At 61.7% G+C, this 14,076-nt stretch carries 14 protein-coding genes and 1 riboswitch; of the genes, 8 read left to right on the top strand and 6 right to left on the bottom strand.

The features are described 5' to 3' along the window. Positions 1–358: 358 nt before the first annotated feature. Together I6L48_RS01260 and I6L48_RS01265 are read right to left on the bottom strand one after the other, a co-directional pair. Complete coding sequence (locus I6L48_RS01260; RefSeq protein WP_113069026.1) at positions 359–2,431, bottom strand: tRNA(Met) cytidine acetyltransferase TmcA; 2,073 nt, start codon at positions 2,429–2,431, stop codon at positions 359–361. After that, entirely contained in the window at positions 2,428–2,742 is a 315-nt protein-coding gene (locus tag I6L48_RS01265) for an HlyU family transcriptional regulator (RefSeq protein WP_041211748.1), read from the bottom strand. Before I6L48_RS01265 ends, I6L48_RS01260 begins: the two co-directional genes overlap by 4 nt. 138 nt (positions 2,743–2,880) lie before the next feature. On the opposite strand from I6L48_RS01265, the gene I6L48_RS01270 reads away from it, so the two are divergent. The 3 genes from I6L48_RS01270 (at position 2,881) to I6L48_RS01280 (ending at position 4,408) form a co-directional block, all read left to right on the top strand. Further along, the gene (locus I6L48_RS01270) at positions 2,881–3,087 is read left to right on the top strand and encodes a bacterioferritin-associated ferredoxin (RefSeq protein WP_162726116.1); all 207 of its coding nucleotides are present in this window, start codon (positions 2,881–2,883) and stop codon (positions 3,085–3,087) included. A gap of 132 nt (positions 3,088–3,219) precedes the next feature. Then, positions 3,220–3,699 carry a bacterioferritin gene (gene bfr / locus I6L48_RS01275; RefSeq protein WP_010675778.1) on the top strand — a complete coding sequence of 160 codons (480 nt, stop codon included), beginning with the start codon at positions 3,220–3,222 and terminating at the stop codon, positions 3,697–3,699. A gap of 250 nt (positions 3,700–3,949) precedes the next feature. Next, positions 3,950–4,408 carry a methylglyoxal synthase gene (locus tag I6L48_RS01280; protein ID WP_041211864.1) on the top strand — a complete coding sequence of 153 codons (459 nt, stop codon included), beginning with the start codon at positions 3,950–3,952 and terminating at the stop codon, positions 4,406–4,408. A gap of 64 nt (positions 4,409–4,472) precedes the next feature. On the opposite strand, the gene I6L48_RS01285 is transcribed toward I6L48_RS01280, so the two are convergent. After that, on the bottom strand, positions 4,473–5,060 hold the full coding sequence (locus I6L48_RS01285; RefSeq protein WP_041213974.1) for a superinfection exclusion B family protein: 588 nt from the start codon (positions 5,058–5,060) through the stop codon (positions 4,473–4,475). Between the two features lie 190 nt (positions 5,061–5,250). Then, a riboswitch (yybP-ykoY riboswitch) is annotated at positions 5,251–5,357 on the top strand. A gap of 89 nt (positions 5,358–5,446) precedes the next feature. On the opposite strand from I6L48_RS01285, the gene I6L48_RS01290 reads away from it, so the two are divergent. Continuing rightward, positions 5,447–6,433 carry a sodium:calcium antiporter gene (locus I6L48_RS01290; protein WP_162726117.1) on the top strand — a complete coding sequence of 329 codons (987 nt, stop codon included), beginning with the start codon at positions 5,447–5,449 and terminating at the stop codon, positions 6,431–6,433. A 94-nt stretch (positions 6,434–6,527) separates the two neighbouring features. On the opposite strand, the gene ansB is transcribed toward I6L48_RS01290, so the two are convergent. The 3 genes from ansB to I6L48_RS01305 form a co-directional block, all read right to left on the bottom strand. Further along, positions 6,528–7,586 carry an L-asparaginase 2 gene (ansB, locus tag I6L48_RS01295; RefSeq protein ID WP_010675782.1) on the bottom strand — a complete coding sequence of 353 codons (1,059 nt, stop codon included), beginning with the start codon at positions 7,584–7,586 and terminating at the stop codon, positions 6,528–6,530. A gap of 129 nt (positions 7,587–7,715) precedes the next feature. Next, positions 7,716–7,910 carry a heavy-metal-associated domain-containing protein gene (locus I6L48_RS01300; RefSeq protein WP_113069029.1) on the bottom strand — a complete coding sequence of 65 codons (195 nt, stop codon included), beginning with the start codon at positions 7,908–7,910 and terminating at the stop codon, positions 7,716–7,718. Between the two features lie 111 nt (positions 7,911–8,021). Continuing rightward, entirely contained in the window at positions 8,022–8,972 is a 951-nt protein-coding gene (locus tag I6L48_RS01305; protein ID WP_103243772.1) for an AEC family transporter, read from the bottom strand. Between the two features lie 134 nt (positions 8,973–9,106). On the opposite strand from I6L48_RS01305, the gene treR reads away from it, so the two are divergent. The 4 genes from treR to I6L48_RS01325 all read left to right on the top strand — a co-directional run bounded on the left by treR (position 9,107) and on the right by I6L48_RS01325 (position 14,044). Beyond that, entirely contained in the window at positions 9,107–10,054 is a 948-nt protein-coding gene (treR, locus tag I6L48_RS01310) for a trehalose operon repressor TreR (RefSeq protein ID WP_113069030.1), read from the top strand. 186 nt (positions 10,055–10,240) lie between these two features. Further along, positions 10,241–11,671, top strand: a complete 1,431-nt coding sequence (gene treB / locus I6L48_RS01315; protein WP_039039721.1) for a PTS trehalose transporter subunit IIBC — start codon at positions 10,241–10,243, stop codon at positions 11,669–11,671. A gap of 88 nt (positions 11,672–11,759) precedes the next feature. Beyond that, on the top strand, positions 11,760–13,424 hold the full coding sequence (treC, locus tag I6L48_RS01320; RefSeq protein WP_216987694.1) for an alpha,alpha-phosphotrehalase: 1,665 nt from the start codon (positions 11,760–11,762) through the stop codon (positions 13,422–13,424). Further along, positions 13,424–14,044 (top strand): sugar O-acetyltransferase, encoded by a 621-nt coding sequence (locus I6L48_RS01325; RefSeq protein WP_029314833.1) that lies wholly within the window; start codon positions 13,424–13,426, stop codon positions 14,042–14,044. The genes treC and I6L48_RS01325 overlap by 1 nt, the downstream gene beginning before the upstream one ends. Positions 14,045–14,076: the final 32 nt, after the last annotated feature.

Genomic DNA, 14,076 nt, shown 5'->3' on the forward strand with positions numbered 1-14,076 from the left:
TGCCTGAGCTGCATCGTTTCTCACATTGCACTCCCTGTGCACGTTGGAGAAGATGGCCAACATTCGACACACCCAATGCTAACCATCTGAAAATAATGCATTTATTAAAATTCATTTCACATTCAAGTATTAGTCCATATTCAGAAAAAACCAAAATGCAGATAGCCTTGGTCAGGCTCATCAGAGCAGTGGCAATGGGCAAAACGCGAGCAGGGAAGAGGGAGAAACGGGTCCCGGGGTGGCCGCGCCTTGAACGGGGAGAGCTTCAGCCATGGTGAGTCGAATCGATGTGCAGAACCCGGGAGGGGCCATGGGGTCCTCCCGGGCTCCGTGGTTTTCTGCCGTGCAAGAGGCGGGGTCAGCCCGCTGGTGCTTGCTGAGCCAGCAGTCTGGCCAGCAGGGAGCGCAGTGCTTTTATCAGGGTGGGTTTGCCCGCGACGCCCTGTCGGGCAGCCAGCTCGGACCAGGGCGCATATTGCCAGATGGTGGCGATCAGCAACCGTCGTTCATCCTGACTCAACCCGTCCAGCATCATCACTTGCCGGAGCAGCCAGCGTTGCAGTGTCCCCTGGCACAATTCGAATGGTTTGTGATGGTGGGCAAAGCAATCGAGTTCCCGATGCTCGAATTCATCCAGATCCGGCACATGAGTGACAGGTCCGCCTCTGAGGGATAGCCAGACCAGTTCGGTATCCAGCCTCTTGAGTTCACCCGCCAGCAGGGCCGGCAACTGGCTCATGAAACGCTGTCGCCATTGCGCCAGCTCGGCGTGATATTCCGATTGCAGCGGCATCAGCAGCAAAGCTGCATGACTGCCGCTGGCCGCATCGCGCTGCAGACCAAGACGTAGCACCTTCAATCCCGCCTTGAGCCAGAATGGCAGCAGATCTGGACTGGCGGAGAAGGCAGATCCCAGATAATCGACCCCTAATGCCCGATAATGTGATACCAGACTGTCTAGCAACCAAGACCCCAGCCCGAGACGATGAAGGGCAGGATGAATGGCGATGCGCATCACCCTGGCATAAGAGCGCTCCCCCGCCGTCACGAAACCGGCGTGGGCCAGCAGCGACTGGGGCAGCAGATGTCCACGAGGGCGCCTTCGTCCGGCCCAGATCGCATGTGCCAGATCAGGGGGTATATTGCCCTCCCGCGCGACCAGCGCCACCCCGAGCAACTCCTGTCCCTGCTCCATCAGATGAATATCGAGATCCGGCCCCTCCAGCAAATACCGCAGATCGCTGGGGCTGGTCTGGTAGTGAGCCAGCACGAGTAGGCCGAACACCCGATTGAGCAGCGCGTCATCACGGGCCAGTTCATCTTGTCCGACCTGGCGCCAGGTCGGTGATGTCGGGGGATGAGGTGCCGATATGTCAGCATTCAGGCCAAGGAGCCGGAAGATCAGAGGCTCCAGCGGATCGCTCAGGCTCCAGCGAATGGGCTCCACCAGGCGCAGCTCCTGCCAATCCGGGGTTTGCTCATCGAGTATCCGCTTGAAGCGCAGATGAAAGCCGCGCCCCGTCCCCTCATAGCCGTGCTCCGTTGTAGCGAAGACAATACGACTGTGACGGGCCAGCATGGCCTCCAGCAGTGGGGTCGGGATAGCGGCGGCCTCATCCACCAGCAGCAGATCCGCCAGTACGTCTCCTTGAGCCACCCGATCAGGGGACACATAGCTCAGACCGGCCAGCCGCTCAGGCATCTCTGCCAGCGCGCGCTCTGCATGGGCAAAAAGTGTCGCCACTGTGGCGTGGGAAGGGGCCGTCACCGCTATCCTCAAGGCCGGATCCCGACTCAGCAAGTCGGCGCTCGCCAGCCCCAGCACGGCGCTCTTGCCACGACCGCGATCGGCGCTCAGCACCAGGGGGCGACGGCGATGGCCGTGCAACACGTTGTGGATGGCGGGCAGCGCACGGGCCTGATCCGCGCTCAGCGGCCGGTCCCCGTCGAGAGGCTGCCAGGTAAACTCACAAGAGGCAGGCGTCAGATCTCGCGCCGGATCTTCTTCCAGCAGCCGTACCAGACGGGAGATGAACCCCTGCCCGGCACGATCGACCTCCTCTGGCTGGGCGACCAGCCTCTGACGATCAGGGTCTGGGTAGGTCGGCCATACCTCACGCGGCGGGGTCAGCAGAAGCAAGAGCCCCCCAGCCCTCAATGTCCCCGCCAAGGCACCGAATGCATCGGGATGAAAACCGCTGAAGGCATTGAATACCAGGGTGTCGCACTCCTGACCGAGCCGTTGAAGCGCCTTGGCGGCAGGCTGCGGAGCATGACGGTCAGGACCCTGCCCCAGCCAGAACACCGCCCCCCACAGCAAGGATTCGGCACGAACGATGCAGTCATCCTCCTCCCCTTCCAGCCAGATAAGACGCCGCTCGCCAGCATGAGCGATAGCGTGGCGCAAGGCGAGCAGCTCGGCTGACATCATGGAGCTGGGCTGGCGTCTGGCTTAACACGGGGTTCAAACATGCGCTCCCCCATCTGGTCGATGAAGGTATGGGCCTTTTGCACCATGAAGCGCTCGGCATCCGCCGGGTTGGCAAAGAGATCGGAGCGGATGAAGCGATGGGTCTGTAATTGCCCGTCGATCTCCCTGGTGATGCGACCGGCCAGCCTGTATTGCCCCCCTTCCGCCATGGGCTCGGGATAGATGAGATAGCCCATGTATTCGATGGGCTCAACCTCGGGGCTCTGGGCGATCTCTCCCTTGAACAGGGCATTGAATAGTTTTTTGAACATGTTCGCATCCTCTCTGATAAAGGCATTCTCCCCAAGGGTGGAATCACTGGCAAGCACGGGATCTTATTACCATTCGTTCTTTGCACTACGAACCATTCTCATTTAGATTTCATCTCATTCCAGCATGAGGTCCAGATTATGTACGTGTGTTTGTGCCGCGGCATCACAGATAACCAGATCCGCAAGGCGGTACAGGCAGGCAAGACTGAATTCAGACAGTTGAAACAGTCGCTGGAAGTCGGTGCCCAATGTGGTAAATGTGTGCGCATGGCGATGGAGATCATCGCTACCGAAATCGACAAGATGGGGTCAGAGCAGGAACCGCTCTATTACAAAGTGGCGTAAAACCGCCGACTTCTCGTCTTCATCTCTCCTTCTGCCCTCCAGGGGACGACTTTCCCCCATCACGTTATGGTCATGTTTCTGGACTAAGCTCTAGTGATCGTTGCCTAGGCTCGAAAACGAGGAGTAATGTCGATGAAAGGAGATCCCAAAATCATTGCCCACCTCAACAAGGTGCTGGCCAATGAGCTGGTTGCCATCAACCAATACTTCCTGCATGCCCGCATCTATGATGACTGGGGCCTCAAGGGGCTGGGGCACAAGGAGTATCACGAATCCATCGATGAGATGAAACATGCCGACGAGCTGGTCAAGCGGGTGCTGTTTCTGGAAGGGCTGCCCAACTTGCAGGATCTGGGCAAGCTGCGCATCGGTGAGACGGTGGAAGAGATGCTGCGCTGTGACTTGTCTCTGGAGATGGACGCCATCCCCGACCTGAAAGTCGCCATCACCTATGCCGAGTCTGTGCAGGACTACGTCAGCCGCGACCTGTTTCAGGAGATCCTGGAAGATGAAGAGGAGCATGTGGACTGGCTGGAAACCCAGCTCGATCTCATCGCCCGCATCGGTCTGGAAAACTACCAGCAATCCCAGCTCCATGCCGAGTCATCCTGAATCGCGATGACATCAAGAGACAATCCCAACCCGCCCAGGCGGTTTTTTTCATGGCACCAGCGGCAGAGATCTTGCCCAACGATACGGTAGCCAACCTGGTTGCTGACAAGGCAGGCCAGAGGCTGTCAGGATGGCAGGCGCCGGATTGAACCGCCTCCGGGATCACAGTTACGATGCATGGGGCAGCGGCAGGCGCCGCTTTCGATTAGGATACGACCCCATTCCCATCATTTTGCTACGGATGACCTCCATGGAACTGATTGCACGCGAGATGGCGCCCCACAAACGGGTTGCCCTGGTGGCTCACGACAACATGAAAGCCCCTCTGCTGAACTGGGTGCTGCGCCGCAAGGAGGAGCTCAAGCTCCACCATCTCTATGCGACCGGCACCACGGGTACCCTGCTCGGCAAGAAGGCACAGCTGCCCATTACCTGCCTCTTCTCCGGCCCTATGGGCGGGGATCAGCAGCTCGGCGCCCTCATCGCCGAAGGGAAGATAGACGTGATGATCTTCTTCTGGGATCCCCTCAATCCCGCCGCCCACGATCCTGACGTCAAGGCCCTGCTGCGCCTCGCGGCCGTCTGGAACATCCCGGTCGCCACCAACGAGGCGACGGCGGACTTCATCATGGACAGCCCGCACATGCAGCAGGCATTCAGCGTCCAGGTGCCCGACTACGCCGGCTACCTCAAGGCCAGAACCGAATAAGCAACGCCAGACAGCAAAGAGCCGGAACAGATGTCCGGCTCTTTTCTTTCATGGGGGGAGAAGGTCAGCGCTGGAGGCTTTTCTGCGCGAATTTGGGCCTGGCATTCATGATCTGCTCCACCTGCTCGTCGCTCATCTTGCCCCGCGACAGTCCCAGAACCTTGTAGGTCAGCAGAGGGCGCGCCGGCAGGGCGATCATCAGGGCGCGGATCTGGTTCTCGTCCTCCTTCTCTCGCGCCGGCTTGCCGTAGGCGTAGGTGAGCACGCCGGCATCCATCAGGTTTTTGACGGCGGGTTCGGTGATCGGCAGGTTTATGACGCTTTTCCGTTGCAGTACGAACTCCCGCAGCACCGCCTTCTCGTTGAAGTCGAGGAAGCCAATCATCTGGGCCAGTTGATCCTGCTGGCGGCGGGACTGCCACTCGTCACAGGCCCACTCCCAGGCGATCAGGAAGCCCTGACTGCAGAAATAGGAGATGGCGATCAACATGCCGACCCCAAGCCAGGCCGCATGAGCCGTGGCCCACTGGCTCACGGCACCTTTCATCAATCCGGCCGGAAACAGCAGGATGATGCTGCAGCAGAGCAGCAGCCAGACCATCAGCCAGTTGAGGCGATTAAGCTGGTAAAAATGTTGGATCCACCGTTTCATCGTTCACCCTTCCCAAGTCAATGTGGACAGTAGCCAACTCGTAGCAATCGCTGTGCCAGCACAAGGATCCTCGTAAAAAGATCAGGATCCCGGACGGGAGAGTCGAGGGGTTGTCACATCCTTTTACAACTTGTCGCGCGGATCATCCCCTGTTGGCCTTGCGCCTCACCGAGCCACTTGGTAAAAAGCCCGCACTGTCACTGGGGAGTAGCAACCCGCCCGAAATCCGGGCAGGGCCCATGTCAACACTCTTGGATCCACAGATCCATGGCATGGGCGGCGATAGCACCTATCGTCCTGCAAGACCTTTGGCCTCGATATGCACGCCAGCCGGGCGAGCCGTATCGGGTCCATCGGTTGTTCTGCTCGCCTGGCGGTTACTCATCATGCTGATCACCCTGCTGTTATTTCTGATCTCTGCCGTCACCATCTATCTGGCCTGCGAATACTTCGTCAACGGCATCGAATGGACCGGCCATCATTTCAAACTGTCCCAAAGCGCCACCGGTTCTCTGCTGGCTGCCCTCGGCACGGCCCTGCCCGAATGCATCGTCACCCTGACCGCGCTGCTGATGGGGGATGCCCCCGCCCAGCAGCAGATAGGCATAGGTGCGGCCCTCGGCGGCCCGCTGGTGCTGGCTACCATAGGCTATGCTGCCGTCGGCGTGACCCTGCTGCTGTGCATGAGCCGGGAGCACAGAGCCATCAATGGCGAGGTGCAGCGGGAGATAGGCCGCGATCAGGCCTGGTTTGCCGGCATCTTCCTGTTGGCCGTGCTGCTTGGCATGGTGGCCTTCACCGGTAAAACCTGGCTGGCCCCCCTGTTCGTGCTGATGTACCTCCTCTATGTGCTACGTGAGCTGAAACAGACCGACAGCCACGATGCGGAATTGCCCTCCCCCCTCAAGCTGGATCCGCACGCCAGGATCCCGGCGCTCGGCAAGGTGCTGCTGCAAACCCTGGTGGCGCTCGGCGTGGTGGCGCTGGCGGCCCAGCTGTTCGTTCACCAGCTGGAGAACATGGGCGAGCTGTTCGGCCTCTCGCCGGTAGTGGCCGCCCTGTTGCTGAGCCCGGTGGCCACCGAAATGCCCGAGCTGATGAACGTGCTCATCTGGGTGCGGCAGGGCAAACACTGGCTGGCACTGGCCAATATCTCCGGCGCCATGATGATCCAGGGCACCATTCCCAAGGCGTTCTGCCTGCTGTTCACCCCCTGGCTGCTGGATAGCACCATGATGGCCTCCTCCCTGGTCACTCTGCTGGCGGTCGCGCTGCTGTGGAGGGGATTCAGTCGGGAGCGGATGACGGCGGGCAGGCTCGCCCTGGTGGGACTGGTTTACCTGAGTTTCTGCGGCTGGCTGATGATGAGCTGAGGGCCGGCATCTGCCTCTGGCGCAACAAGAAAGGGCAGGATCCCATCCTGCCCTTCATCTCACGGGGTAGTGTCAATCAGACCGATCCGAGGTCTTAGAACTGCTGGAACCAGCGCTGGATCTGGGCCGGATCCTTGCTCTGGGTCAGGGCGAGCATCAGCAGCACCCGCGCTTTCTGCGGGTTGAGGGTCTCGGCGGCGACGAAGCCGTACTTGGCATCATCGATCTCCGCATCCAGGGTGGTGGAGCCGGTCGGCACGCGGGCGGAGCGCACCACGCGAATGCCGTCCTTGCTCGCCTTGGCCAGGGTGTCGAACAGGGTGTGGTAGAGGTTGCCGTTGCCCACCCCGGCGCTGACGATGCCGTCAAACTTGGCATCCACCAGGGCCTTGGCCGGCAGGTCCGAGGCGTTGGCGTAGCTGTAGACGATGCCGACCTGGGGCAGCTTGTCGAGCTTGCTCACGTCGAACGGGGTCTTGCTGGTATGCAGACGGGCCGGGCTGCGCTGGTAGTCGATCTTGCCGTTGTGGATGTAGCCGAGCGGGCCGAAGTTGGGGGAGGCGAAGGTCTGCACTCCTGTGGTGTTTGTCTTGGTGACGTCGCGGGCATCCAGCACGGTGTCGTTCATCGCCACCATGACGCCACGTCCCTTTGAGGCGGGGTCGGAGGCAGTCACCACGGCGTTGTAGAGGTTCATGGGGCCGTCGGCGCTCATGGCGGTGGAGGGGCGCATGGCGCCCACCAGCACCACCGGCTTGTCGCTCTTGACGGTCAGATTGAGGAAGTAGGCGGTCTCCTCCATGGTGTCGGTGCCATGGGTGATGACGATGCCGTCCACGTCATCCCTGGCCAGCAGCGCGTTGACCCGCTTGGCGAGCGTGAGCCACACCTCGTCGTTCATGTCCTGGGAGCCGATCTTGACCACCTGCTCACCCTGCACGTCGGCCACGTTTTTCATCTCGGGCACGGCGGCGATCAGCGTCTCGATGGCCACCTTGCCGGCCTCGTAGTTGGACTGTGTGGCAGACTGGCCCGCCCCGGCGATGGTGCCGCCGGTGGCCAGAATGTGCACGCTGGGCAGCGCCATGGCCATGGGGGAGAGGGTCAGGCCGAGTACGGCGGCGATCAGGGTCTTGCGAATGGGAAGGGTCATGCTGCAATCCTTTTGGATGAGGGAATTGCAGCATTTTTATTCTTTTTAAACGGGATTTAAGTGATCACTCTCACCAATAAAAAGAAGTAAACAGAATATTAGTCTGATTTATACCAATTAAGTGATAATTCACTCTACCTGAAAGCCTCTCGCCTCGATCAGGGCGATCAACTCGGCTTTGCTCAGCTCGCTCTCGATGGCTGCCTTGCGGCTGGCAAAGTCGACCGTGGCGGTGCGGACTGCTGGCTGGGCCAGCAAGGCCTTTTGCAGGCTGGCAGCGCAACCGCCGCAGGACATGCCGGTAACGGTGAGTTCGATGGTCATGGGCTCTCTCCTCTGTCGATGTGACATCAGCCTAAAGCTGCCGCCTCCGGCAAGGTCAAGGGCGAATGCCGATCCCGTCAACCCCGGGTCGTGCATCATGGCGGCGCCCCATCACCCCATCAGTCCCAGGTAGTTCATCAGGGCGGCCCCCAGGCTGGTGGTGACGAGCGAGCCCAGGGTGGTGGTGGCGATGATGTTGGCCGCCAGGGCGCTGTCACCCCCCATGGCACGTGTCATCACATAGCTGGCTGCGGCGGTGGGGGTAGAGCTGATGAGAAACAGGATGCCGAGGGCCTGCGGGCTGAAGCCGAGCGCCCAGGCCCCCAGCACCAGCAGCACGGGGATGCAGCACAACCGGTTGACCGTGGCCCAGCCGGTCAGCATGGCGCCGCCGCGCAGGGCCTTGAGGTTGAGGCTGGCGCCGGTGCACAGCAGGGCCAGCGGCAGGGTCATGTTGGCGAAATAGTTGCCCGTGCTGATGACCAGCTGGGGCAGTTCGATGCCGAGCAGACCGAACGGCAGGGCCGCCAGAATGGCGATGATGAGGGGGTTTTTGACGATCCCCTTGAGTATGGGTGTGAGCCCCTTTCCGCCCCCCAGGCTGCGGGTCAGAGTGATCACCGCGAGGATGTTGTAGAGCACTGTGATGGAGCCCACCAGCAGGGCGGCGGCCCCTATCCCTTCCGGGCCGTAGGCGTTTTGCACATAGGCCAGCCCCATGATCCCCATGTTGCCGCGAAAGCTGCCCTGCACGAAGATGCCCCGCAATTTCTGCTCGCTGATGAAACGGGCCGCCAGCACCTCCAGCACCAGGAAACCGGCGAGGGTGCCGAGCAGGCCGTAGAGGATGAGCCAGGGGCTCGGCATGGTGGAAAAATCGGTGCGCACCATGCTTAGAAACAAGAGAGCTGGCAGGGTGACCTGGAACACCAGACGGGAGGCGGACTCGACGAAACTGTCGGGCAAGAGACCCAGCCGCTTGAGCCAGATGCCGAGTACCAGCACCAGACAGATGGGGCCCGTGATGGAGAGAGAGAAGTGCAGACTTGCCAACAGATCCATGATGCGCGTCCTGTGCAACGGCGAAGAAAGTCGCCTGGGAAAGGGCATTCTAACGCCATGGGCTTGTATTCACAGGAGTTAATCACAACAATGTCTGCATCCCGGTTGTCGCCCTCCCCTGTCACGGATCCCCCATGGAAAAGAAACTGACCATCCTCGATATCGCTCGCCTCAGCGGGGTCGGCAAGTCGACCGTCTCCCGGGTGCTCAATCAGGATCCCAAGGTCAATGCCCAGACCAGGACCAGGGTCGAATCGGTGATCGCCCAGCACGGTTTCGTCCCGAGCAAATCGGCGCGGGCCATGCGCAGCCAGAGCCAGCAGGTGGTCGGCATCGTGGTGTCGCGCCTCGACTCCAGCTCCGAGAACCAGGCGGTGCGCGGCATGCTGGAGACCCTCTACCAGCGTGGCTACGACGCCGTGCTGATGGAGAGCAAGTTCTCCCCCGCCAAGGTGAGCGAGCACCTGGCGGTGCTGGAGCGGCGCGGGGTGGACGGCATCATCCTGTTTGCCTTCAACGATCTGGACTATGCCGCCATGGCGCCGCTCAGGGAGAAACTGGTGCTGATGGCCCGCGAGCGCCCCGGCTTCTCGTCGGTCTGCTTCGACGATGACGGGGCGGTGCGCGCCGTGCTCGCCCACCTCGGGGAGCGTGGCCTGACCGAGGTCGCCTATCTCGGGGTGGAACGCAGCGATCTCACCACTGGGCTGCGTCGGCATCAGGCTTACCTCGACTACTGTCGGGAACAGGGGCGCACGCCCCGCAGCGCCCTCGGGGATCTCGGTCTGCAAAGCGGCTATCGGCTCGCGGCCGAGCTGCTCACCCCCACCACCCAGGCCATGGTCTGCGCCAGCGACACCCTGGCCATCGGCGCCGCCAAATACCTGCAGGAGCAGGGTCGCACCGACATCCTGGTGAGCGGCCTTGGCAGCAATCCCATGCTGACTTTCCTCTTTGCCAACACCCTCAGCCTGGATTTCGGCTACAAGGACGCCGGCATCCTGGCCGCCAGACAGCTGCTCGACCAGATTGAAGAGGGGCAACCCCCCAGAGCGACCATCGCCCCCTGTCAGCCCCTGTAGTCTATCTTTTCCTCCATTCCCGGCGTTTTGCGCTTTTTGTGACCAGCGCCACGAATTGGGAACGTTCCCATTGCCGATGCCAGCCACTGGCTTCATGCTGATTGGGAACGATACCAATAAACGGGCGGTCCTTGGCCAGCCGGTAAAGACACGACCATTATTCATGGAGTCACAGAGGGAAGGCTCATGTCAAAAGTCAACACACAGCATCTGGCGCAGCTGATCGAGCGGATCGGCGGCAAAGAGAACATCACCACTGTCAGCCACTGCCTGACCCGGCTCAGGTTCGTGCTGGCCGATCCGGCCAAGGCCGATCCCAAGGCCATCGAGACCATTCCTTCGGTGAAGGGGAGCTTCACCCAGGGCGGCCAGTTCCAGGTGGTGATCGGCAACGAGGTGGATCAGTGGTACAAGGCGCTCACCCAGGAGATCGGCGTGAGCGGCGGCAGCAAGGAGGCCGCCAAGCAGGCCGCCCGCCACAACATGAACCCGTTGGAGCGCGGCATCTCCCACCTGGCGGAGATCTTCGTCCCCCTGCTGCCCGCCATCATCACCGGTGGTCTGATCCTGGGCTTTCGCAACGTCATCGGCGACATCAAGATGTTCGACGACGGCACCCACACCCTCACCGAGATCAGCCAGTTCTGGGCCCAGGTGCACGCCTTCCTCTGGCTTCTGGGTGAAGCCATCTTCCACTTCCTGCCGGTGGGTGTCTGCTGGTCTGCGGTGAAGAAGATGGGCGGCTCCGAGATCCTCGGCATCGTGCTGGGTATCACGCTGGTGTCGCCGCAACTGATGAACGCCTATGGCATCGGCCAGCAGACCCCGGAAGTGTGGGACTTCGGCCTCTTCGTCATCCAGAAGGTAGGGTATCAGGCCCAGGTCATTCCGGCCCTGCTGGCGGGTGTCTTCCTCGCCTGGGTGGAAACCAGCCTCAAGCGCATCATCCCGGCCTATCTCTACCTGGTGATTGTGCCCTTCATCTCCCTGCTGCTGGCAGTGATCGTGGCCCACGCCCTGATCGGTCCGTTCGGCCGCTGGATTGGTGACGGCGTCGGCTTTGCCGCCAAGGCGGCCATGACGGGTTCGTTTGCCCCCATCGGCGCCGCCCTGTTCGGCTTCCTCTATGCGCCCCTGGTCATCACCGGCATCCACCACACCACCAACGCGGTGGACCTGCAACTGATGCAGAGCATGGGCGGCACCCCCATCTGGCCGCTGATCGCCCTCTCCAACATCGCCCAGGCGTCTGCGGTCGTCGGCATCATCCTGATCAGCCGCAAGGAGAACGAGCGGGAGATCTCGGTCCCGGCCGCCATCTCCGCCTATCTCGGGGTGACCGAGCCGGCCATGTACGGCATCAACCTCAAGTACAAGTTCCCCATGCTGTGCGCCATGGTGGGTTCAAGCTGTGCGGCTCTCATCTGCGGCTTCGCCGGGGTGATGGCCAACGGCATCGGGGTGGGCGGCCTGCCGGGCATCCTCTCCATCCAGCCGCAATACTGGGGCATCTACGCCATCGCCATGCTGGTGGCCATCGTGGTCCCCGCCTTGCTGACCCTGCTGGTCTACAAGCGCCAGCAGGCTGCCGGCAAGCTGGATCTGGCCACGGCCTGATCCACACAACCTCGGCGGAGCCCTGGCTCCGCCTTTTATCGTTGCCCTGTTCCAACTAATCCGGTTTCAACCTATGAGCGAACCAACCATGACACAGACACCCTGGTGGCAAAGCGCCGTGATTTACCAGATCTACCCCAAAAGCTTTCAGGATTCCGGCGCCCGTGGCACCGGTGATCTCAAGGGGATCATGGCCCGCCTCGACTACCTCAAGACGCTGGGGGTCGATGCCCTCTGGCTGACCCCGGTCTACGTCTCCCCCCAGGTGGACAACGGCTACGACATCGCCGATTACCTCAACATAGATCCCGCCTACGGCACCATGAGCGATTTCGAAGCGCTCCTGGCCGCCGCCCATGCGCGCGGCATCCGCATCGTGATGGATATCGTGGTCAACCACACCTCCACCGAGCACGCCTGGTTCAAGTCGGCGCTGGGGGACAAGAACAGCCCCTATCGCGACTACTACATCTGGAAAGATCCGGTGGACGGCGGCGTGCCCAACAACTGGCAATCCAAGTTTGGCGGCAGCGCCTGGGAGCTGGACCCGGCCACCGGCCAGTACTACCTGCACCTCTTTGCCCGCGAGCAGGCGGATCTCAACTGGGAGAACCCGGCCGTGCGCGCCGAGGTGAAGAAGATCATCCATTTCTGGGCGAAGAAAGGGGTCGATGGTTTCCGCCTCGACGTCATCAATCTCATCTCCAAGGATCAGGCATTCCCTGACGACGAGGTGGGGGATGGCCGCCGCTTCTACACCGACGGGCCGCGCATCCACGAATTTTTGCAGGATGTGAGCCGCGACGTCTTCGCCCCCGTGGGGGCCATGACGGTGGGCGAGATGTCTTCCACCAGCCTGGAACACTGCCAGCGCTATGGCGCGCTGGATGGTTCCGAGCTCTCCATGGTGTTCAACTTTCATCACCTCAAGGTGGATTACCCGGGCGGCGACAAGTGGACCAAGGCCCCGTTCGATTTCCTCGAACTCAAGCGCATCTTCAACCACTGGCAGAGCGGTATGCATGGCAAGGGGTGGTCGGCGCTCTTCTGGTGCAACCACGATCAGCCGCGCATCGTCTCCCGTTTCGGCGATGAGGACGAGCATAGGGTGGTCGCCGCCAAAATGCTGGCCAGCACGCTGCACGGCCTGCAAGGCACCCCCTACATCTATCAGGGGGAGGAGATCGGCATGACCAACCCCGGCTATCAGCACATCGACGACTATCAGGATGTGGAGAGCCGCAACATCTTCGCCATCAAGCAGGCGGAAGGGATGAGCGAGGCCGAGATCCTCGCCATTCTCGACGCCAAGTCCCGCGATAACTCGCGCACCCCGATGCAGTGGAGTGCCGCCGCCAACGCCGGTTTCACCAGCGGGACGCCCTGGCTCAAGCCAGCCGCCAACTACCCCGAGATCAACGCCGAGGCGGCGCTCGCCGACCAGCACTCGGTGTTCTGGCACTATCGGGATCTCATCGCCCTTCGCAAGGCGCACCCCATCTTCACTCAGGGGGATTATCAGGAGCTGCTGACCGGGCACCCGCAGATCTGGGCTTATGCCCGCCGCGCCCACGGTCAGACCCTGCTGGTGGTGAGCAACTTCTACGGCGAGCCGGTGGAGTTTGCCTTGCCTGCCGAGCTGCAAAGCGGGGAGGGGCGACTGCTGCTTGGCAACTACCCGGATAGCCCGGCCCGCCCGCAATCCTGCAAGCTGCGCCCTTACGAATCCCTGATCTGGCTGATGGAGCAATGATGACTGACGCAACAACAGTGCAGCGGCCCGCCGTGCGTGGCCCCGAGTGGCAGAAGATGGTGGCGGGAGCGCCCTATGATGCAGGGGACCCCGAACTGCGGGCTGCGCGGGAGCAGTGCCGCGCCCTGCTGGGAGAACTGAACCGGGAGCGAACCGATGCCCCTGGCTGGGATGAGCGCCTCACCCGCCTGCTGGGTGGCCGCGCAGAACGCTGTTTCATCACGCCCCCCTTCTTCTGCGACTATGGCGCCAACATCTTTGTCGGCGAGAATTTCTACGCCAATTTCAACTGCACCATCCTGGATGTGTGCGAGGTACACATAGGCGACAACGTGCTGCTGGCCCCCGGAGTGCAGATCTACACCGCTACCCACCCGGTGGCGGTAGCGCCTCGCATCAAGGGGGTGGAGTTCGGCAAGCCGGTGCGCATCGGCAACAACGTCTGGATTGGGGGCAGCGTCGTCATCTGCCCGGGCGTCACCATAGGGGACAACAGCGTCATCGGGGCGGGGTCCGTTGTCACCAGAGACATTCCGGCAGGCGTGGTGGCGGTCGGCAATCCCTGCCGGGTCTTGCGCCCCATGACGGCAGAGGAGCTGGCGCCCGGGGAACCTGGCTGACACAGAAGGGGCAGGCCGTACCTGCCCCTGTT

Origin of the sequence: Aeromonas sp. FDAARGOS 1418, assembly GCF_019048585.1 — a bacterium.
Lineage (GTDB): Bacteria > Pseudomonadota > Gammaproteobacteria > Enterobacterales > Aeromonadaceae > Aeromonas > Aeromonas caviae.